The organism is Jutongia hominis (genome assembly GCF_014384965.1).
GTDB classification, from domain to species: domain Bacteria; phylum Bacillota; class Clostridia; order Lachnospirales; family Lachnospiraceae; genus Butyribacter; species Butyribacter hominis.
The window spans coordinates 23,806-43,470 of record NZ_JACRSW010000016.1 but is presented as its reverse complement, the minus strand read 5'-3'; the positions used below and the strand labels follow the sequence as shown (position 1 = coordinate 43,470).

Sequence of the window (19,665 nt, the reverse complement as noted above, 5' to 3'; positions counted from 1 at the left end):
CCTTCATTTTAGCGGCTTAGCACCTCTATTGTACTGTGGTACCTCAAAAGCCATGCTGCGTCAGAAAATCCAGTGTAATCGAAGATGTTGTCCCCTGATCTGCAGGTACCGTATCAAAGTGTAACAACCGGTCGACATATTTTCCGACAATATCATTTTCGAGATTCACGATCTCGCCTGCTTTTTTTGTAAGCAATGTCGTCTCCTGACCGGTATGCGGGATCAGGGAGACAAAAAAACTGTCTTTTGTTACTTTTGCAACAGTCAGACTGATTCCGTCAATCGCAACAGAACCTTTTTGCACAATATATTTTAAGATTGAATCCGGTGTACGGATCTGTACCCATGTGGCATTTCCTTCCGGCTTCATCTGTACGATTGTTCCGGTTCCATCAATATGACCGGATACGATATGACCGCCAAATCTTCCATTTGCAGCCATTGCACGCTCCAGATTGACTTTACTGCCAGCTTTTAAAGATCCAAGGCTGCTTCTTCGAAGCGTCTCCGCCATCACATCAGCCATAAAACTGTCATTCGTTTTATCTGTTACGGTAAGACATACCCCATTTACGGCAATGCTGTCTCCGATCCGGGCATCGGTTAGAACTTCTTTTGCCTGAATCGTCAACACGGCAAAGCAATCCTGTTTTTGTATACTTTTTATAGTACCCTTCTCTTCTACAATTCCGGTAAACATCTTCTCACCTTCTTTCATTCCCATAGCAGACTTCATATTCTATAAGCAGATCCTCTCCAAACTGCTTTATCTCTTTGCTTTGTAATTGATAGGCATGATCCGGGTTTGTTACACTGTTGCCACGTACCGGTGTATATCTGCCACTGCCGCCAAAGATCTTTGGCGCAATATACACTTGTATGCGTTGTACGATCTGACTTTGCAATGCACTCTGATTTAATGTAGCTCCACCTTCTAACAAAATACTGTCTATCTTTTGCTCTCCTAACTTTTCCATCAGGTTCTTTAGATCAATACAACCGTCTTTTTCCTTTGTTACAAGAACCTGTACGCCTTTTTCCTGTAAGACAGCAGCTTTTTTTGCATCATCCGACAGTGTAGCAACGATAACCGGAACTTCTTTTGCTGTCCGTATCAGGTTACTTTCTAACGGTATTTGTAAATGACTGTCACATACGATCCGTATCGGATCACGTCCCTGCTCTAAATGGCAGGTAAGTTGCGGATCATCCATAAGAACCGTATTGATCCCTACCATGATTCCTGTCAAAGCATTCCGGCTTTCCTGTACATGCAGTCTTGCTTCTTTTCCGGTCACCCATTGGCTTGCTCCTGAATCACAGGCTATTTTTCCATCAGCTGTCATCGCATATTTCATTACAACGTAAGGAGTCTTTGTTGTAATATAATGAAAAAACACAGGATTGAGTGCGTCGCATTCTTTTTGCATCACATGAGTAACAACTTCGATACCGGCATCCCGAAGCTGTTTGATTCCTTTTCCTGCTACTAATGCATTCGGATCATCGGAACCGACATAGACTTTTTTGATACCATGTGCAATGATCGCTTCCGTACAAGGAGGTTGTTTGCCATGATGGCAGCAAGGCTCTAAAGTCACATACATACTTGCACCATGTGCATCCTCTGTTAAGTTAGAAAAAGCATGACGTTCTGCATGAAGCTCACCATATGCAGCATGATAACCTTCCGCAATGATCCGGTCGCCTTTTACGATCACAGCTCCGACTAATGGATTGGGATTTACTTTCCCTGTTCCTTTTTTGGCAAGCTCAATCGCTCGTTTCATATACTGTTCGTTCAATCAATCATCTCCATTTCTTTTAACAGAGATTTCTTTGGGATTTTCTGACGAATGTCTGAGAAATTTAATAAGATGCAGCTGTCCTTTCGGCGACCGGATCGTATGACCTGTCTTTCCGGAATAACAGCTCTTAAAATAAAAAACGGATATTCAAAAATATCCGGGGATTTTACCGCTATTAAAATAACGGCTTTCTATTATGTAATCTTCTCTCATCCAGACTGTACTGTCGGCTTTGGAATCGCACCAAATCATGCCTTTCGGCTCGCGGGCTTACCTTTACAGGAATACCGCCGGTGGGGAATCGCACCCCGCCCCGAAGAATCTTTGTTCTATTTATTTCTTTTACATTAGCATATTTTTTTTGAAAATGCAAGTTTCATTTAATAACAGCTTTACGGGAAATGAACTGTTTTATGCTTTTTATGAATCCAATACATCCTGAATTGCTTTCTTTAATAATCGCATATAATGTTCTTCACGTAACCGATCTGTTTCCTGCGTGTTTAATAACTGCTCAGCTGAAACCAGGCAGACATCTTCTACCTCTTCTTTTTGTAATGTACAATCATCCAGAGAAAAGTCTTTTTGCACAAAATATATATCAATAAAACGCTTTTCTTTCTTAATACGTCCTGCATATTGTAACACACTGTCAGACAGATCTATCCCGATTTCTTCGAGCGTCTCTCTTTTTGCCGCCTCAATGCTTTCTTCATTGTGAAGGACTGCACCACAGGTTACATCCCATTCTCCGGGATGTGAGATCTTATTCTTAGAACGCTTTTGTAACAAAAAGAGTTTGTCCGGTGTATACAGATACACATGCACACACAGCATATATTGTCCTTTTGCCGGAATGCCTCTTACCATCGTATCTCCGGTACGCTGTCCTTCCTCGTCATAGATGTCCCAGACTTCTGTTGTCATCCCTTCTCCTTTTTGACTATTTTTTTCCATTGCAATACATTCTTGTTCTTTTGGGCAGTCACTTACATTTGCAATACATTTCTGTTCTTTTTGACTATCTTTTTCTTTTGCAATACGTTCCCGCTCTCGTTGTCTCTTACTGAATTCGCAGCCGCAATAATCCTGACGGTATAGATCGTACTTTTTAGACAGTTCGATTGATTGTAAATAACCGCCTTTCTTCTTAAAATCAGAAACCAGATAAGCAACTCCAACCTCTTCCTGTAACCAAAGTCCGATCTCATTTAATTTCTGTGCATTTTTATGAGGACTGACCGAAAGCGTCGTTGTAAAATAATCAAATCCATGCTCTTTTGCGTAATACGCAGCTTCTCTTTGCCGCATCTTATAGCAGGCAAAACAGCGGATACCGCCTTCTTTAACTTCTTCTAATCCTTTTGCCATTTCGTAAAACTTTTCCGGTTCATAGGTTCCTTCTACAAAAGAGATCGGATATTTCACATCTAATGATTGGATCAGACGGATCTGTTCTTTGACTCTTTTTTTGTATTCTGTTTCCGGTGAAATATTCGGGTTGTAATAAAAGATCGTGATCCGAAAATATTGTGCCAGATAAGTCAGACAATAACTACTGCACGGAGCACAGCAGCTATGCATTAACAAAGAAGGCACTTTTTGCTGCTTTTGATTTTCTTCAATGATCTTATCTAATGCCAGTTGATAATTGATCTTATTCATTCTCATCCTCATTTCCGGTTTAAAAATCTGCGAATATCTGAAGCAGATAGGTCTTTGCTATTGCTTCCTTTGTAAATCCCCATCCATCTAACATGGTCTGTGGAAGTAATGTAAACAAAGCATTTCCAACCACATATAGAATAATCAAAGTGATCAAAAATCCAACGATCGCACCGCCTGCTTTATTAATCTTTCCAATCACCGGGATATGATCCACTATATGAAGCAGACCGATCAGTCTTCCTAATATCACCATGGCAATCGTAAAAACAATCGCATACAAAAGATAATAGGCAATCCCCTGTGCTGCTAATTCCATACCATTTTGTGCATATGGAATCGAACAAACAGAGTTTCCTGCCTTTTTCTGCATCAAAGGAACGATCCAGCTATTGCTCACATACACTTTTAGCGACGCTGCACATAGATTAGCGACGACACAGGAAACGACCAATGCGACGAAATGTGCCAGACGCATTGCCAGACCGATATGCCATCCTTTAATAAGCGCAAATAAAAGAGATACGATTAAAATAATATCTACTATTGCAACAATAGAAATTTGCATTATAAAAGTACATCTGCCATGTCATACAGACCGGCACCCTTTCCCTTCATATATTTTGCTGCAACGACAGAGCCTTTTGCAAAAACAGCTCTTGAATATGCTCTATGCGAGAATGTAACAACTTCATCTTCACCGGCAAAGATCACGTCATGATCGCCAACGATCGTTCCGCCACGGACAGCTGAGATACCAAGTTCTTTATTTCCTCTCTTCTGACGAACCTGCGAACGGTCATAAACATATTCATATTGTTCGTCGTTTGCTTCATTGATCGCATCTGCTAAAGCAAGTGCTGTTCCAGACGGTGCATCTAACTTTTGGTTATGATGTTTCTCAACGATCTCGATATCAAACCCTTCACTTGCCAACTTCTGTGATGCTTCTTTTAACAGCTTGATCAGCAGATTAACACCAACAGACATATTTGCAGAACGAAGAATTGCCACTTTCTTTCCTGCATCTAACAGATAATCGGTCTGTTCTTTTGAAAGACCGGTTGAGCATTCTACAAGAGGAATCTGTTTTTTTATCGCATAATCAATTCTTTCTTCAACACCGACAGCAGAAGAAAAGTCAATCATGGCATCTGCCTTAACATCACATTCCTTTAAAGAAGCAAACACCGGATATTCCTGCTCTTTTCCGGTAAAAGGATCTATGCCTGCGACGATTCTTGCCTCTTCATCTTTTGCTACAATATCTGTGATCATCTGTCCCATACGACCGTTACAGCCAATTAAAATAATATCTGTCATTTTCTTTTGTCCCTGACCTTTCTTTTTCTTATGATATAACTTCAAAATCCGGACATTACATGCTAAGTTTAACGCACGTTGCATGTAATGATTTTGTCGTTTATGAAGGAAAAACCGGCAGATTACTCCACCGGTTTTTCTGACACCATTCCGGTGTTACCCTTATCATTTTACAACTTTGATTCCTGCATCGATCATTGCCTGACGAAGAATTGCCTTGTTTTCGTCTTCCATCTCCGTTAGCGGCATACGAAGAGAACCTACATTATAGCCAAGCATATTCATTGCTGCTTTTACAGGAATCGGATTCACTTCACTGAATAAAGCATGAATAACCGGAATATATTTTAACTGAAGCTCGCTGCTTCCTTTCACATCGCCCGCCATCATCTTAGCCACAATATCGTGTGTATCCTGTGGTGCTACATGAGATAATACAGAAATAACACCCTTACCGCCTAATGCAGTAATCGGCACGATCTGATCATCATTTCCTGAATAGACATCAAGGTCTCCCTGTGTCATTGCCATTAATGTAGCGATCTGAGAAAGATCTCCCGAAGCTTCTTTGACAGCTACGATATTATCAACTTCCTTTGCTAATTCTGCAATTGTCTTTGGCTGGATATTAACGCCGGTACGTCCCTGAATATTATATAAAATAATCGGAATATCCACACTGCCTGCCACAGCTGTAAAATGCTGTTTTAAGCCTTTCTGTGTTGCTTTATTATAATACGGGGATACAACTAAAAGACCGTCTGCTCCTGCTTTCTGTGCTTCTCTTGATAAAAAGATCGCCGTATCTGTACAGTTTGATCCTGAACCGGCAATGACCGGCACACGTTTCTTTGTCATTTCCACACACGCTTTGATCGTTTCTATATGCTCCTCATGCGTCATTGTAGAAGCTTCTCCTGTTGTACCGCAGATAACAATAGCATCCGTACCATGATTGATCTGGTCATTTACAATTCGCTCCATCTCCTCGTAATTTATGGAACCGTCTTCATGCATTGGTGTGATCAATGCAACGGCTGCACCTGTAAAAATAGACATTCCTATCTCCTCCTTGTATCTTTTATCTTATTATTAATTAGTATATTCCATATTATGAATCAAGTAAGTCTTTTTCCAGCTCAATTTTGGAAATTACATCTGCATATTCTGCAATTTCTGCCGGAAGACTTCTTCCAGTCAGTACCAAACGACAGTAATCATCCTTTGACCGGATCAGATGGATAATATCATCTGCTGATACAATGTTCCAATCCAACAGATTTAATACCTCATCCAGAACTAAAACATCACATTCTCCGGTATCGATCACTTTTTTTGCAAAATTAAATCCATTTAAAATGTTTTGTTTTTCTTCCTTTTTCTGGGAATCCAGCAATTCATCGTATGAACCATTCGATTTTTCAAAACGAAATAATTTAATATCAGGTTCCAGTCTCTCTAAAAAGTTGAATTCTTCTGCATCTTTTCCTTTCAGAAACTGTATGATAATAACAGATTGTCCTAAACTGGCTGCACGAATGCACTGCCCCACAGCTGCAGAAGTTTTTCCCTTTCCGGCTCCATAAAAGACCTGTACTATTTTTCGATCCATCGAAATAACCTCCTAATCTCACATTTTTTACTGTATTTTTTAGAATTTAAAAGCCTTTTCCATACAGTAAAAATGGCCAGGGTAACAAACTTACTTCATTGTCAACTCTAGCCATTCTATCACATATTATAAGAAAAATCTATCCTTTTTTCTTTTATCTGCCTAATCAGCTTCACTTTTTGTTTTTCTTTTTTATTTTTCTGATCATTTTTTCAGATTCTGATCATTTTTTCGTTCTTTTCTACTTACTCTTCCTCTTCTTCAAGATATTCCAGTTTACTTACTGACACTTCATATGCCACTCTCTTTTCATATTCATCCTCTCCGATTTTCTTTTGATATTCTCTGCTTTGGATTCTTCCCCAGAGCTGAATATGTGTTCCCACTTCAAACTGCTCTACAAAACGTGCATTTCTGCCCCAGCAGATACACGGAATATAATCTGATTTGCCATATGGTCTGTTGACGGCAAGCAACACATCAGCAATCTCTCTGCCAAGCGGTGTTTTACGGTAGACCGGCTTCTTACATACATAGCCATCCAAAAAAATATGATTCGGATTCTGCTCTTCTTCATTTTCTTCTAAAAATGTGATCTCTCTGGCAAAAACCGATAATACCAGTCTGTTCTTCGCCTCATCATGACGGTTATAAGAGCGGAACTGGCCACATGCCTGCATAATGCATCCACGATAATCACTCTTTACATCTACTAAACGTTCCGATACCATGACCGGAATAATATCATAAGAGCTGCTTAAACGACATACCGCAATATTTACCATAAAGAAATGCTCTCCATATACTTCATGACTGAATGTAAATGTACTTACCACCTCCCCTGCTACTGTAACCTGGTTGTTTGTAAAAACCTTATCCAACATATTTTCTCCTTCCTTTTTCACAAGAACTTTCGCTCTTTCGGGTATTTTGTTTTTATATCTATACGAGCTACACTCCTATCTTAGAACAGTTAATTGCATTTTGAAACCCAAGAAATCAGACATACTTCGACGTTCTTAACCTTAGAATCCGCAAAAAAATAAGGATTATACATATTACGAAATAATTCGCTCAATTCCAACAAAATTTTGTCTATTTTGCTCTCTTGTATATTCATTCAGAAATAGTATACTAATATATTGTGGGTATTTTTGTAGTTTCTTTCCGAAAAATATCCTATTATCGAAAAGCAGCACAGAAAGAGGTTAGAATATGAAAATGAAACGTGAAGATGTGCGAAACATAGCTATCATTGCCCATGTAGACCACGGAAAAACAACATTAGTCGATGAATTATTAAAACAAAGCGGTACGTTCCGTTCCAATCAGGAAGTTGCGGAACGAGTAATGGATTCCGGTGATATTGAGCGTGAGCGTGGTATCACGATCCTTTCAAAAAACACTGCCATCAAATATAAAGATACAAAGATCAACATTATCGATACACCGGGACATGCTGACTTCGGCGGCGAAGTAGAACGTGTATTAAAAATGGTAAACGGTGTTGTATTAGTCGTTGATGCGTTTGAAGGTGCTATGCCTCAGACAAAGTTTGTATTAAAGAAAGCTTTGGAATTAGAACTTCCGGTTATCGTATGTATCAATAAGATCGACCGTCCCGAAGCACGTCCTGATGAAGTTGTTGATGAAGTCTTAGAGCTTTTCATTGATCTGGATGCCAATGAAGAACAACTTGACTGTCCATTTATCTTTGCTTCCGCAAGAGATGGTATTGCTTCTTACAGTTCGACAGAACCCGGAACAGATATGATTCCATTGTTTGATACGATTTTAGATTACATTCCGGCTCCCGAAGGGGATCCTGATGCCTCTACACAGGTTTTGATCAGTACAATCGATTATAATGAATATGTAGGCCGCATCGGTGTCGGTAAAGTAGACAACGGTACGATCAAAGTCAATCAGGACGTTGTGATCGTCAATGCCCATGACAAAGAAAAGAACAACCGTGTCCGTATCAACAAATTATATGAATTTGACGGCTTAAAGAAAGTCGAAGTACAGGAAGCAAGCATCGGTTCGATCGTTGCAATCTCCGGTATTACGGATATCCACATCGGAGACACAATCTGTTCTCCCGAAAATCCGGTTGCCATTCCTTTCCAGAAGATTTCAGAGCCAACAATCGCTATGCATTTTCTTGTAAATGACAGTCCGTTAGCCGGTCAGGAAGGTAAGTTTGTTACATCCCGTCATTTAAGAGACCGTCTTTTCAGCGAATTAAATTCTGATGTCAGTCTTCGTGTGGAGGAAACCGACAATATGGACAGCTTTAAAGTTTCCGGCCGTGGCGAATTGCATTTATCTGTTCTGATTGAAAATATGCGTCGTGAAGGTTATGAGTTTGCTGTCAGTAAAGCCGAAGTTTTATACCGTACAGATGAACGCAACCAGAAATTAGAGCCATTAGAACGTGCTTATATTGACGTTCCGGAAGAATTTGCAGGAAGCGTTATCGAGAAGTTAAGCAACCGTAAGGGCGAACTTCAGGGAATGAGTCCGATCGGTGGCGGATTTACACGTTTGGAATTTTTAATTCCTTCCCGCGGCCTGATCGGTTATCGTGGTGAATTCTTAACCGACACCAAAGGAAATGGTATTATCAATACTGTCTTTGAAGAATATGGTCCATATCGTGGTGATATCTCATATCGTAAGCAGGGATCCCTAATCGCATTTGAGTCCGGCGAAACGGTTGCATACGGTCTTTTCAGTGCACAGGATCGTGGTACACTCTTTGTCGGACCGGGCGAAAAAGTATATGCCGGCATGGTAATTGGCCAGAACGGTAAAGCCGAAGATATTGAATTAAATGTATGTAAGACAAAGCATCTGACAAACACACGTTCTTCGAGTGCGGATGATGCATTAAAGCTTGTTCCGCCTAAAGTATTAAGCTTAGAGGAAGCCTTAGACTTTATTGATACAGACGAACTCTTAGAGATCACGCCGGAAAATCTTCGTATCCGTAAGAAAATCCTTGATTCTACGCAGAGATATCGTTCTAAAAAGAAATAATTTGAATGCCAAATACAAAGTGTTTCTAGACGGAATCAAAACAAATATCCCAAAAACCTATTTGTAAATAGCAAACCTAAAAACGCAGAAATATCCAAAATGATATTTCTGCGTTTTTATCTTCTCCATCTACGAAAGCAACTGCAGTTTTTAGCTTTCACCTGCTTTTTTCGGACTCATTATGTGTCTAAATATTTTATGCCTATTATTTTCTAAAAATATCCTGTGAAAGTCATCTTGTTACAGTTGATACATATTCATCCATTCATTGATCTGCCACAGATAGGCAAGCATTTGCGGTCCTGCCATTAACTGCCCATACCATGGCTTTCCATAATCTTTTACACTCGCAATAAAACGCAGTGTCTTTTCTTTGTCGATCAAACGCAAAATCGGCGCCTGTTCCTCCTGTATCACTTCTTTTAATTTCTTTCCAAGCAATTCTTCATAAAACGGATGATAACTTTTCGGATAAGGGCTTTTTTTGCGAAACAGGATTTCATCGGGCAGTTTACCGATACTGCTGCTTCGCAATACATTCTTTACAACACCATTCTTCGCTTTCATCTCCCATGGAATATTAAACACATATTCCACCAGCTTGCGATCTGCAAAAGGAACTCTTGCTTCTAATCCCCAACGCATACTGGTCCGGTCCATGCGGTTTAATAATGTTTGCATAAAAAATCGGATATTGAGATATCCAATCTGTCTGCGCCTTGTCTCGGTTTCGTTTTCTGTCGGCAGCACCTCAATCTCTCCGACCGCCTGCTCATATGCATTTTTTACAAAATCAGTAAGATCCAGTTCTTCTCTGACCTCGTCTTTTAATAATTCCATCCTTGGCATAAGATCAAGCGTCCATGGAAACATATCATCCTGAAAGAACTTTTCCTTATGAAACCACGGATAGCCGCCAAACACTTCATCGGCACATTCTCCGGTCAATACCACTTTATGCGTCTTACTGACCTGATGGCAAAAATACGACAACGAAGAATCTATATCTGCCATACAGGGCAGATCATGTGCTATCAGGGATTCTTTCAGATATGCAGCCTGTGTCTCATAATCGCAGGACAGATAATGATGATCGGATTGCAAATACGATACCATCTTTTCCACAAACGGATGATCCTGCGATGGTTGAAACTCATTTGCCTGAAAATACTTCTCATTTCCATCAAAATCAAAAGAAAATGTCGTAAGTCTCTCTCCTTTTTCCTGCAAATGCCTGCTACAGACAGAAGAAACCAGACTCGAATCGACACCCCCGGATAAAAAGGTACAGATTGGAACATCTGATGCCATCTGTCTGGCGATCGAATCTTCTAATAATGCACTTGTCTTTTTGATCGTATCTTCATAAGAATCTTCATGCGGATGACTTTCTAATCTCCAATAGACAACTTCATGCAGACCATATTTACTAAAACTTAAATAACACCCCGGCCTGACTTCCTGTACATTTTGAAAGATGCCACTTCCCGGTATACGTGCCGGCCCGATCCCAAAAACTTCCTGAAAGCTTTTTTTGTCTACTCTTGCCCGGCAGCCCGGATACGTAAAAAGTGCTTTCGGTTCCGATCCAAAAACAAGTGTATCTTCTACAAATGTATAAAAAAGCGGTTTAACACCAAATGAATCACGATATAATAACAGTTTTTCATGAAACTCATCAAAGATTGCAAAAGCAAAAATGCCATCCAGCTTTTTGACAAAATCTGTGCCATAATATAAAAAAGAAAGCAAGACAACCTCTGTATCAGATGTTGTTTCAAACTGCTCTCCCCGTTGTATCAGTTCATTACGAAGCTCTTTTGTATTATATAATTCTCCGTTATATATAATCACATAGCGATATCCATTCCTTTGGCGGATCATTGGCTGAGAACCTGCTTTTAAATCCCTGATCGACAGACGAGTATGTGCCAGGCCACACTCTTTTGCTAAAAAAGTTCCGTTTTCATCCGGTCCACGGCTGTATAGTCGCACTTTCATCTGATTTAGTATATGATCATATCGGGGAAACTCTTTACAATAATCTTTCTGTGTTGAAAAAAAGCCCGCAATTCCACACATAAAAAGCACCACCTGTTTTTTTTCATTGTATGATGAATCCAAACAGAAGGTGCCTGTTTATCCGTGATAAGAAAATCAGGAAAGTTCCTCTAATATCGAATGACCGATCGTGCCTTCCGGCATCGGTACGTTAAAGTTCTTTGCAATCGTTGCTCCGATCACGGCAAAGGTGTCCTGCTCCTCAATTGGCTTTCCTTGCTTCATCGATGGAGAATACGCAATAAAAGGTACTTTTTCTCTCGTATGATCCGTTCCTGTATACGTTGGATCATTCCCATGATCAGCAGTAATGATCAAAAGATCATCGTTTTTCAGGACTTCTAACAATTCGCCAAGCTTTTTATCAAAGCGTTCAATCTCCTGTCCATAGCCGATCGGATTGCGACGATGTCCCCAAAGTGCATCAAAGTCAACTAAATTAGTATAGCAAAGACCTTTAAAGTCCGATCTTGCTTTTTCGATCGTTTGTTCCATACCATGCACCGAGCTTTTTGACTTATTTGATTCTGTTAAACCTTCACCATCAAAGATATCATAGATCTTCCCTACCGAGATCACATCATATTTCTCTTCCTTTAATGCATTTAACACCGTTTTTGAAAATGGCTTTAATGCATAATCATGACGATTGGAAGTCCGTACAAACTCACCTTTCTTCTTGCCCACATAAGGTCTGGCGATCACACGTCCTACTTTCCATTCATCTTTCATCGTCAGCTTTCTTGCAATCTCACAATAGTGATAGAGATTTTCAAGTCCCATTGTTTCTTCATTACCACAGATCTGCATAACGGAATCTGCTGAAGTATATACGATCAGATGTCCTTTTTGAATTTCTTCTTCTCCAAGTTCATCTAAGATCACGGTTCCACTTGCACTTTTGTTGCCAATGACTTTTCTTCCGGTCTCTTTTTCTAATTCTTTGATCAGTTCATCCGGGAAACCATTCTCTGTAAAAGTAATAAAAGGCTTTGTAATATATAGCCCCATCATCTCCCAATGTCCTGTCATCGTATCTTTGCCCAGACTTCTTTCGCGAAGCTTTGTATAGACACCAAGTGGCTGTTTCACCGGCTCAACTCCCGGAATCGAATGCAAATTTGCCATTCCAAGTTTTTGCAAATTAGGAATTTGCATGGTTCCCATCTTTTCCCCAATGTGTCCAAAGGTATCAACACCAATATCCCCATACTCTTTCGAATCCGGCATAGCACCAACCCCAAGTGAATCCAGAACGATCACAAAAATTCTCTGATACATTACTCTCTACCTCCTCTCGTAAAATATACCATATCTTCATATACCACTCCCGATCATATCGGTTATGACCTGCTATCTTTTCTGCATACGAATAGCAGCCATTTATTCTATAATATCTTCATTGGTCATCAGACTCGAAACAGATGCCCGGTATTCCATCAGTTTATCGGTCTTTTTAATCTTTTTTAAGTATTTCTCATAATTGGTAAAATACGGTGCCATATAGATCCATATTTCCTTCATTTTAAATAATGCATGAATATCCGCAGACATCACTTTCCGATATTCTTCTAACAGACAGTCTAAAAACTCTTTTAATCTCTTTTTCGAACGTGTTCTGTTCTCTGTCAGACTGCCATCTGCCGCTTGCATGATAAAGCCGGGTTTTGCGATCAAGCCTCTTCCTATCATTATATTTTTCATTGCGGGATATTCTTTTTCTAATGCTGTAACCGCCTGAAGTGACCGGATCTCACCATTAAATGTAATCGGATTTTTGCTGTGCTCATAGGCATACTTAAAAATTTCCGGGTGGATCTTTTCTTTGTAAAACTCCTGTCTGGTACGCGGATGTATGATCAGTTCGCGGATCGGATATTCATTATATATCGCAAGCAGACGATGGAATTCTTCGGGTTCATACATTCCGATCCTTGTCTTGATCGAGATTGCATAATCCGCTTTTTGAAAAATCTCTTCTAAAAACGATTGCAATTTTTCCGGCTGGTCTAGAAAGCCTGCTCCTCTTCCTTTTGAAACAACGGTTCCCGATGGACAGCCTAAATTCAGATTGATCTCTCGATAACCTAATTCTTTTAACTGGGCAGCAGCCTGTAAAAAGTTTTCAGTCTTATTGGTCAATAATTGTGGTACAAGATCGATATTCAGATTGTTTTCCGGCAAAATATCACGAAGTTCTTTCTTCTTCATGATCCCCCGATCTCTCGTTACAAGAAACGGACTGTAGTACCGGTCGATCCCACCATAATATTCCTGATAGGTATTACGGTAAATATATCCTGTAATCCCTTCTAACGGAGCAAATGTGATCCGCACAGTCATACCTCCTTTCCTGTCACATGTCATATAAAAAGTAAAACTATCAAACAAAAATTCTGCAAATTATTTTTCCTCTACTTCTTCTGCCTTTTTAGCTGCTCTGTGCGAGACCTGAGCAGATACCGATTTATCACAAAGAATCGGTAACGCATATTGATGGTTTTTCATTGTTACCTCTTTGCAAAGTCCGCCATCTTCTCCGTCCAAAGTCCATTGTACTTCATCATCACAGATGATCTTAATCTCACTGCTGCTAAACTGAAGCATTCTGTCGGAATCAAATTTCTTTGACATCAAACCGTTTAATGCTGCCTGTAATTCCAGCGGATTATGGATTTCTTTGATAAATAACGCTTCGAATTTACCATCATCCATCATAATATTCATCTTGCTGTATGCCTTGTATCCGGCTACAGAAACTGAATTACTGACTAGTCCTAAGATAAAATTATCCTCTATCTCATTGCCATCATAGATAATCTTCATATGATGTGCTTTGATCTCTGCAATATGCTTTAATGCCTCTATAAAATAAGCAGCTTTTCCAAGAGCATTTTTCCACTCCTGCGGTGTCTGGTACGATACTTCCGTAAAGGCACCAAAACCGCATACATATGTAAAATAACGATCATTAAACTGACCAAGATCACAGCGGAATACACTGCCCTGTGTAATCAGCTGTGCTGCCTTTTTCATGATCTTTGGAATCTTCAAGCTTGAAGCGAAATCATTGACCGTCCCTGCAGGAATATAACCACAGATTGGTTTTTTTGTAATATTCATATAACCTGTTGCTACTTCGTTCATCGTTCCATCTCCACCGGAACATACAATATAATCATATTCCTCGCCGCGCTCTTGGACAATATTTGTCGCATCTTCCGGTCCCTGTGTCGCAAAGATCGTAATTTCAAATCCGGATTTGCAAAATATCTGAACAATATCTGATAATTTATTCTTAATCTGTTCTTTTCCTGCCATCGGATTATAAATAAAAAGCATTCTTTTCAAGCCGGTATCCTCCTTTTTTACTTCTCACTTTGAATAAACATAGCATCTCCGAAAGAGAAAAAACGGTATTTCATCTCAACAGCTTCTTTATAGGCTGCCATAATATTCTCTTTACCCGCAAGAGCCGAAACAAGCATTAACAAAGTTGATTCCGGCAGATGAAAGTTTGTGATCAGACAATCCAATACCTTAAACTGATAGCCCGGATAGATAAAGATACTGGTATCCCCTTCCTTTGCTTCCACAATTCCCTGCTCATTTGCAGCAGACTCGATCGTACGACAGCTTGTCGTTCCGACACAGATCACGCGGTTTCCTTTTTTCTTTGTATCATTAATGATATCTGCCGCTTCTTTTGTCACTCGATAATATTCCGTATGCATATGATGATTTGCCACATCATCGACTTTTACCGGACGGAATGTTCCAAGACCGACATGCAATGTGACATGAGCGATTCGAATTCCTTTTTTCTTAATATCTTCTAACAGTTCTTTTGTAAAATGAAGTCCTGCTGTCGGTGCAGCAGCAGAACCTTCGTATTTGGCATAAACCGTCTGGTAGCGGTTTTTGTCCTTTAATTCATGAGTGATATATGGTGGAAGTGGCATTTGACCAAGCTGGTCCAATATCTCTTCGAAAATTCCATCATATTCAAATTGGATCAGACGATTGCCTTCTTCCACAACTTCTAAAACCTGTGCTTTTAAAAGACCATTACCAAAGCTTAATCGCACTCCCGGTCTTGCTTTCTTCCCCGGTTTAACTAAAGTTTCCCAGATATTGTTTTCTTTTCGTTTTAACAAAAGGACTTCGACTTTACCACCTGTTTCTTCTCTTTCTCCGATCAGTCTTGCCGGAATTACTTTCGTATCATTGATCACTAAGCAGTCTCCTTCATGAAGATAATCAATAATATGATGAAAATCGGTATGTGTTTTTTCTCCGGTTTCTTTATTTAAAACCATTAACTTAGATGAAGCTCTGTCTGTCAATGGATCCTGAGCGATCAATTCTTCCGGTAGATCATAATAAAAATCTGCTGTTTTCATAAGTTTTTCTTCCTCATTTCTGAACCATTTTTCAAAAAAGCTATATACAAGTACATTTTGCGAACCTGTATACAGCTTTTTAGAATTTTTCTATTATTTATTCCATAGCATGATCGTCTTACCCATGCTCTTATGAATATCTGTCTCAAATGCTTTGTTCATATCTTCAATAGATCTGACTTCAACCTGTGCTCCGACAATATTTCTTAAATAGCCGATAATTTCAGGATGTTCCTTATATAGCTCTACTGTCTTTAAGAAATCTTCTCTGCCGCTTCGGCTGCTTCCAAAAATTCGCAGGCCTTTTTCTAAGACCATACGTGTATTGATCGGAACCGGATATTCTGATACCCCCAGAATAGAAATCGTTCCTTCCGGCTGGATATGATCAATGATCTGGTTGATCGCCTGCTGTGATGCAGCCCCACCGACACATTCAAATGCATGATCAATATAGAGATCATCCGGGATATCCGATACGGAAAAAGTATCATCCGCAAAAGAGAAACCGGATAATTTCTCCTGATCCACACCAAGAATATATAATTTGGTATTCGGAAACATTGCTTTAAAAAAGATTGCCGTAATATAACCAAGGTTACCATCGCCCCAGATACCTACTGCTTTTCTTCTCTTATGGGCGATCGAATCAAAACGACGGATTGCATGAACGCTGACAGATACTAACTCTGTAAATGCTGCGATCACTTTATCGATGGAATCGTCTACAGGCACAACGCGGTCAATATCCAATGCAACATGCTCCTGCATAAAACCATCAAATCCACTGGCACGGAATTTGCTGGAACGCAGATAGTTTTCTGCGATCACTTCATCCTTTTCGCATGGTGTATTCGGAATCATGATCACCGTATCACCACATTGATAGGTTCCTGTCGGATCATATAAAACTTCACCGAGACCTTCATGGATCAATGCCATTGGCAGTTTTTCCTTTAATACTTCTGCCGGACGCACACCCTGATAATAACGCTGGTCGGCATGACAGATCGACAGATGGGTTGGTCTGACAACGATCTGTCCTGCATGCAGGTCAATATCATTAAATTCTACTTCAAAACGTCTGGGTGCAACCAGACGATATACTGTATTTAACATAGCCTGCCCCTCCGTTTATTTCTTTTTCTGATCCTGGATCAAAGATTCTGCCACACGCAGATCATAAGGATATGTGATCTTAATATTAAAGACTTCACCCTGTACCAGATAAACTTTTTCACCTTTGATCACAAAGATCTTGGATGCATCGGTCAGGATTTCTTTCTCATCGTCTGTTAATGACTCATACAGATCTTTTAACTTCTTCGCTTTGAAAGTCTGTGGTGTCTGTCCCTGATACATCTTAGAACGATCCGGTACAGAAGAAATCACATCTCCTCCCTGGCTCTCTACGATCGTATCTGTTGCAGGAATAACCGTATCAACAGCACCATATTTAATACCGTATTTGATATTTTCTTCAATAATACGATAGGTTAAGAATGGACGAACGGAATCATGTGTTACGATCAAAGTATCATCATCCAGACCATATTCACTTTCTATATAGCGGATGGAATTCATGATTGTTTCATTTCGTGAACTGCCACCTTCTAATACAACAACCTGCGATGCCATTTCTCCAAGGTATTTATCTACTAGCTTCTTCGTGTTCTCTACCCAAGGCTTTGGACAAAGCACGATCAGCTTGGCAAAAGCATCATGTACAATAAATTTCTCAATCGTATGAATGATGATCGGCTTATCTCCTACTTTTAAATACTGCTTTGGTTTTTCTACATTGCCCATACGGCTTCCAATTCCACCTGCTAAAATTACTCCGAATACCATTTTTTCCTCCTTTGATCCTGCCTGCTGACAAGACTATTTGTTCTCATTAATATAATTGATCAAGCCCTCTGCTTTGATGATCTTTTGCATAAAAGGAGGGAACGCCTGACCTTTATATTCCGTTCCTTTTGTCTTATCATAGATCATTCCGCTATCAAAATCAATCTCTACGATATCACCGGCTTCAATTGCTTTTGCGGCTTCAGGACATTCAATGATCGGTAAACCAATATTAATGGCATTACGATAAAAAATACGTGCAAATGTTTCTGCGATCACACAGCTGATACCGGATGCTTTAATCGCGATCGGTGCATGCTCTCTTGAAGAACCGCATCCAAAGTTCTTGTTTGCAACCATGATATCACCTTTTTTTACTCTTTTGACAAAATCAGGATCAATATCTTCCATACAGTTCTTTGCTAATTCTGCAGGATCTGATGAATTCAGATATCTTGCAGGAATAATGACATCAGTATCTACATTATCACCATATTTATGTACAGTACCACATGCTTTCATATTTTACCTCTTTTCCGCAGTGTCTTTTTCTTCTGCAATCTGCACCACACTGCTCCTACAGATCACGCTATGTTCTTCTATTACAGTCCAAGCTCTGATGGCTGTGAAATCTTTCCGGTTACAGCACTTGCAGCCGCTACAGCCGGGCTTGCCAAATAAACTTCTGACTCAACATGTCCCATACGACCAACGAAATTACGGTTTGTTGTAGAAACCGCTCTTTCTCCTTTTGCAAGGATACCCATATGTCCTCCCAGACATGGACCACAGGTTGGAGTACTTACAATGGCTCCTGCATTGATAAATGTCTGTACCAGACCTTCTTCGATCGCCTGCAAATAAATTGCCTGTGTTGCAGGGATCACGATAACGCGGATACCAGGTGCTACTTTACGGTCTTTTAAGATCTTAGCAGCCACTCTGAGGTCTTCGATACGTCCATTCGTACAAGAACCGATCACTACCTGGTCGATCTTTACTTCTCCGGCTTCACTTACAGTCTTTGTATTCTCAGGCAGATGTGGGAATGCGACTGTCGGTTCAAGCTTTGACAGATCAATCGTGATCGTTTCATCATAAACCGCATCTTCATCTGCTTCATAAACCGTATATGGCTTCTTTGAATGTTCTTCCATATAAGCGATCGTCTTATCGTCTACCGGGAAGATACCATTCTTAGCACCTGCTTCGATCGCCATATTTGCGATTGCAAAACGATCATCCATAGAAAGATTGGCAACACCATCTCCTGTAAATTCAAGTGAGCGGTATAGTGCACCGTCGACACCGATCGTACCGATCAGATGAAGGATCACATCTTTACCGCTTACCCACTTTGAAGGCTTACCGGTCAAAACAACCTTAATGGCAGAAGGCACTTTAAACCATGCCTGTCCTGTGATCATTCCACAACCCATGTCTGTACTTCCTACTCCTGTAGAAAATGCTCCTAATGCCCCATAAGTACAAGTATGAGAATCCGCACCAATACAGGTCTCACCAGCTACGATCAAGCCTTTTTCCGGTAACAGTGCATGTTCGATACCCATCTGTCCTACTTCAAAATAATTTGTAATATCATGCTCTTTTGCATATTCTCTGACACATTTGCAATGCTCGGCAGATTTGATATCCTTATTCGGTGCAAAATGATCCGGCACCAGTGCAATCTTATCTTTGTCAAAAACAGTCTTTTTATTCAGTTTCTCAACTTCGTGAATTGCTACCGGTCCTGTAATATCATTTGCCAGTACCAGATCCAGATTGGCCTCGATCAACTGGCCAGCCACTACATGATCTAATCCGGCATGTGCAGCTAAAATTTTCTGCGTCATTGTCATTCCCATAATATATCCTCCATTCTGTATAAAACACTTTC

18 protein-coding genes, 1 pseudogene and 1 riboswitch are annotated in these 19,665 nt (G+C 40.0%); of the genes and pseudogenes, 1 reads left to right on the top strand and 18 read right to left on the bottom strand.

The genetic code is table 11. The features are described from left to right. Window positions 1–43 precede the first annotated feature (43 nt). The 9 genes and pseudogenes from H8700_RS05040 to H8700_RS05000 all read right to left on the bottom strand — a co-directional run bounded on the left by H8700_RS05040 (window position 44) and on the right by H8700_RS05000 (window position 7,292). On the bottom strand, window positions 44–700 hold the full coding sequence (locus tag H8700_RS05040; RefSeq protein ID WP_249304035.1) for a riboflavin synthase: 657 nt from the start codon (window positions 698–700) through the stop codon (window positions 44–46). Between the two features lie 4 nt (window positions 701–704). Next, a complete protein-coding gene (ribD, locus tag H8700_RS05035; RefSeq protein ID WP_249303979.1) occupies window positions 705–1,805 on the bottom strand; it encodes a bifunctional diaminohydroxyphosphoribosylaminopyrimidine deaminase/5-amino-6-(5-phosphoribosylamino)uracil reductase RibD in 1,101 nt (366 codons plus the stop codon). A 200-nt stretch (window positions 1,806–2,005) separates the two neighbouring features. Beyond that, window positions 2,006–2,133, bottom strand: a riboswitch (FMN riboswitch). Window positions 2,134–2,228: 95 nt separating this feature from the next. Continuing rightward, the gene (locus tag H8700_RS12420) at window positions 2,229–2,645 is read right to left on the bottom strand and encodes an NUDIX domain-containing protein (protein ID WP_249304033.1); all 417 of its coding nucleotides are present in this window, start codon (window positions 2,643–2,645) and stop codon (window positions 2,229–2,231) included. Between the two features lie 207 nt (window positions 2,646–2,852). Beyond that, window positions 2,853–3,479 (bottom strand): annotated as a pseudogene (locus H8700_RS12415) (epoxyqueuosine reductase QueH); the annotation flags it as partial. A gap of 13 nt (window positions 3,480–3,492) precedes the next feature. Continuing rightward, window positions 3,493–4,041, bottom strand: coding sequence for a CvpA family protein (locus H8700_RS05020; RefSeq protein WP_249303976.1), 549 nt, complete (start codon window positions 4,039–4,041; stop codon window positions 3,493–3,495). Then, on the bottom strand, window positions 4,041–4,796 hold the full coding sequence (dapB, locus tag H8700_RS05015) for a 4-hydroxy-tetrahydrodipicolinate reductase (protein WP_022140890.1): 756 nt from the start codon (window positions 4,794–4,796) through the stop codon (window positions 4,041–4,043). The genes H8700_RS05020 and dapB overlap by 1 nt, the downstream gene beginning before the upstream one ends. Before the next feature lie 165 nt (window positions 4,797–4,961). Continuing rightward, the gene (dapA, locus tag H8700_RS05010) at window positions 4,962–5,855 is read right to left on the bottom strand and encodes a 4-hydroxy-tetrahydrodipicolinate synthase (RefSeq protein WP_022140891.1); all 894 of its coding nucleotides are present in this window, start codon (window positions 5,853–5,855) and stop codon (window positions 4,962–4,964) included. A 52-nt stretch (window positions 5,856–5,907) separates the two neighbouring features. Continuing rightward, complete coding sequence (locus H8700_RS05005) at window positions 5,908–6,408, bottom strand: cob(I)yrinic acid a,c-diamide adenosyltransferase (protein WP_022140892.1); 501 nt, start codon at window positions 6,406–6,408, stop codon at window positions 5,908–5,910. A gap of 245 nt (window positions 6,409–6,653) precedes the next feature. Next, the gene (locus H8700_RS05000) at window positions 6,654–7,292 is read right to left on the bottom strand and encodes a single-stranded DNA-binding protein (protein WP_022140893.1); all 639 of its coding nucleotides are present in this window, start codon (window positions 7,290–7,292) and stop codon (window positions 6,654–6,656) included. Between the two features lie 331 nt (window positions 7,293–7,623). Here H8700_RS05000 and typA point away from each other — a divergent pair, with 331 nt between their 5' ends. Next, window positions 7,624–9,450 carry a translational GTPase TypA gene (typA, locus tag H8700_RS04995; RefSeq protein WP_249303974.1) on the top strand — a complete coding sequence of 609 codons (1,827 nt, stop codon included), beginning with the start codon at window positions 7,624–7,626 and terminating at the stop codon, window positions 9,448–9,450. A gap of 240 nt (window positions 9,451–9,690) precedes the next feature. Here the strand turns inward: typA and asnB are convergent, their stop codons facing one another. From asnB to leuC, 9 genes are all read right to left on the bottom strand, one after another. Continuing rightward, window positions 9,691–11,532 carry an asparagine synthase (glutamine-hydrolyzing) gene (gene asnB, locus H8700_RS04990; RefSeq protein WP_249303972.1) on the bottom strand — a complete coding sequence of 614 codons (1,842 nt, stop codon included), beginning with the start codon at window positions 11,530–11,532 and terminating at the stop codon, window positions 9,691–9,693. 75 nt (window positions 11,533–11,607) lie between these two features. After that, window positions 11,608–12,792: a phosphopentomutase gene (locus H8700_RS04985; protein ID WP_249303970.1), complete on the bottom strand. Its 1,185-nt coding sequence runs from the start codon at window positions 12,790–12,792 to the stop codon at window positions 11,608–11,610. A 102-nt stretch (window positions 12,793–12,894) separates the two neighbouring features. After that, on the bottom strand, window positions 12,895–13,848 hold the full coding sequence (locus H8700_RS04980) for a tRNA dihydrouridine synthase (RefSeq protein WP_022140897.1): 954 nt from the start codon (window positions 13,846–13,848) through the stop codon (window positions 12,895–12,897). Window positions 13,849–13,914: 66 nt separating this feature from the next. Beyond that, complete coding sequence (locus H8700_RS04975) at window positions 13,915–14,853, bottom strand: diacylglycerol/lipid kinase family protein (RefSeq protein WP_249304032.1); 939 nt, start codon at window positions 14,851–14,853, stop codon at window positions 13,915–13,917. A 26-nt stretch (window positions 14,854–14,879) separates the two neighbouring features. Continuing rightward, entirely contained in the window at window positions 14,880–15,914 is a 1,035-nt protein-coding gene (gene queA / locus H8700_RS04970; protein WP_022140899.1) for a tRNA preQ1(34) S-adenosylmethionine ribosyltransferase-isomerase QueA, read from the bottom strand. A 93-nt stretch (window positions 15,915–16,007) separates the two neighbouring features. Further along, a complete protein-coding gene (locus H8700_RS04965) occupies window positions 16,008–17,033 on the bottom strand; it encodes a ribitol-5-phosphate dehydrogenase (RefSeq protein ID WP_022140900.1) in 1,026 nt (341 codons plus the stop codon). A gap of 15 nt (window positions 17,034–17,048) precedes the next feature. Next, window positions 17,049–17,765 carry an IspD/TarI family cytidylyltransferase gene (locus H8700_RS04960; protein ID WP_249303967.1) on the bottom strand — a complete coding sequence of 239 codons (717 nt, stop codon included), beginning with the start codon at window positions 17,763–17,765 and terminating at the stop codon, window positions 17,049–17,051. 33 nt (window positions 17,766–17,798) lie between these two features. Then, window positions 17,799–18,287 (bottom strand): 3-isopropylmalate dehydratase small subunit, encoded by a 489-nt coding sequence (gene leuD / locus H8700_RS04955; RefSeq protein WP_022140902.1) that lies wholly within the window; start codon window positions 18,285–18,287, stop codon window positions 17,799–17,801. Window positions 18,288–18,367: 80 nt separating this feature from the next. Beyond that, window positions 18,368–19,633 (bottom strand): 3-isopropylmalate dehydratase large subunit, encoded by a 1,266-nt coding sequence (gene leuC / locus H8700_RS04950; RefSeq protein ID WP_249303965.1) that lies wholly within the window; start codon window positions 19,631–19,633, stop codon window positions 18,368–18,370. Between the last annotated feature and the right edge of the window lie 32 nt (window positions 19,634–19,665).

Excerpts from the sequence above, each read along its gene's own strand:
- leuC (WP_249303965.1), bottom strand. The coding sequence starts at position 19,633 with ATGGGAATGACAATGACGCAGAAAATTTTAGCTGCACATGCCGGATTA.
- H8700_RS05000 (WP_022140893.1), bottom strand. The coding sequence starts at position 7,292 with ATGTTGGATAAGGTTTTTACAAACAACCAGGTTACAGTAGCAGGGGAG.
- dapA (WP_022140891.1), bottom strand. The coding sequence starts at position 5,855 with ATGTCTATTTTTACAGGTGCAGCCGTTGCATTGATCACACCAATGCAT.
- H8700_RS05005 (WP_022140892.1), bottom strand. The coding sequence starts at position 6,408 with ATGGATCGAAAAATAGTACAGGTCTTTTATGGAGCCGGAAAGGGAAAA.
- leuD (WP_022140902.1), bottom strand. The coding sequence starts at position 18,287 with ATGAAAGCATGTGGTACTGTACATAAATATGGTGATAATGTAGATACT.
- H8700_RS04975 (WP_249304032.1), bottom strand. The coding sequence starts at position 14,853 with ATGCTTTTTATTTATAATCCGATGGCAGGAAAAGAACAGATTAAGAAT.
- H8700_RS04985 (WP_249303970.1), bottom strand. The coding sequence starts at position 12,792 with ATGTATCAGAGAATTTTTGTGATCGTTCTGGATTCACTTGGGGTTGGT.
- H8700_RS04965 (WP_022140900.1), bottom strand. The coding sequence starts at position 17,033 with ATGTTAAATACAGTATATCGTCTGGTTGCACCCAGACGTTTTGAAGTA.
- queA (WP_022140899.1), bottom strand. The coding sequence starts at position 15,914 with ATGAAAACAGCAGATTTTTATTATGATCTACCGGAAGAATTGATCGCT.
- H8700_RS12420 (WP_249304033.1), bottom strand. The coding sequence starts at position 2,645 with ATGCTGTGTGTGCATGTGTATCTGTATACACCGGACAAACTCTTTTTG.
- typA (WP_249303974.1), top strand. The coding sequence starts at position 7,624 with ATGAAAATGAAACGTGAAGATGTGCGAAACATAGCTATCATTGCCCAT.
- H8700_RS05040 (WP_249304035.1), bottom strand. The coding sequence starts at position 700 with ATGTTTACCGGAATTGTAGAAGAGAAGGGTACTATAAAAAGTATACAA.
- H8700_RS04960 (WP_249303967.1), bottom strand. The coding sequence starts at position 17,765 with ATGGTATTCGGAGTAATTTTAGCAGGTGGAATTGGAAGCCGTATGGGC.
- dapB (WP_022140890.1), bottom strand. The coding sequence starts at position 4,796 with ATGACAGATATTATTTTAATTGGCTGTAACGGTCGTATGGGACAGATG.
- H8700_RS05020 (WP_249303976.1), bottom strand. The coding sequence starts at position 4,041 with ATGCAAATTTCTATTGTTGCAATAGTAGATATTATTTTAATCGTATCT.
- asnB (WP_249303972.1), bottom strand. The coding sequence starts at position 11,532 with ATGTGTGGAATTGCGGGCTTTTTTTCAACACAGAAAGATTATTGTAAA.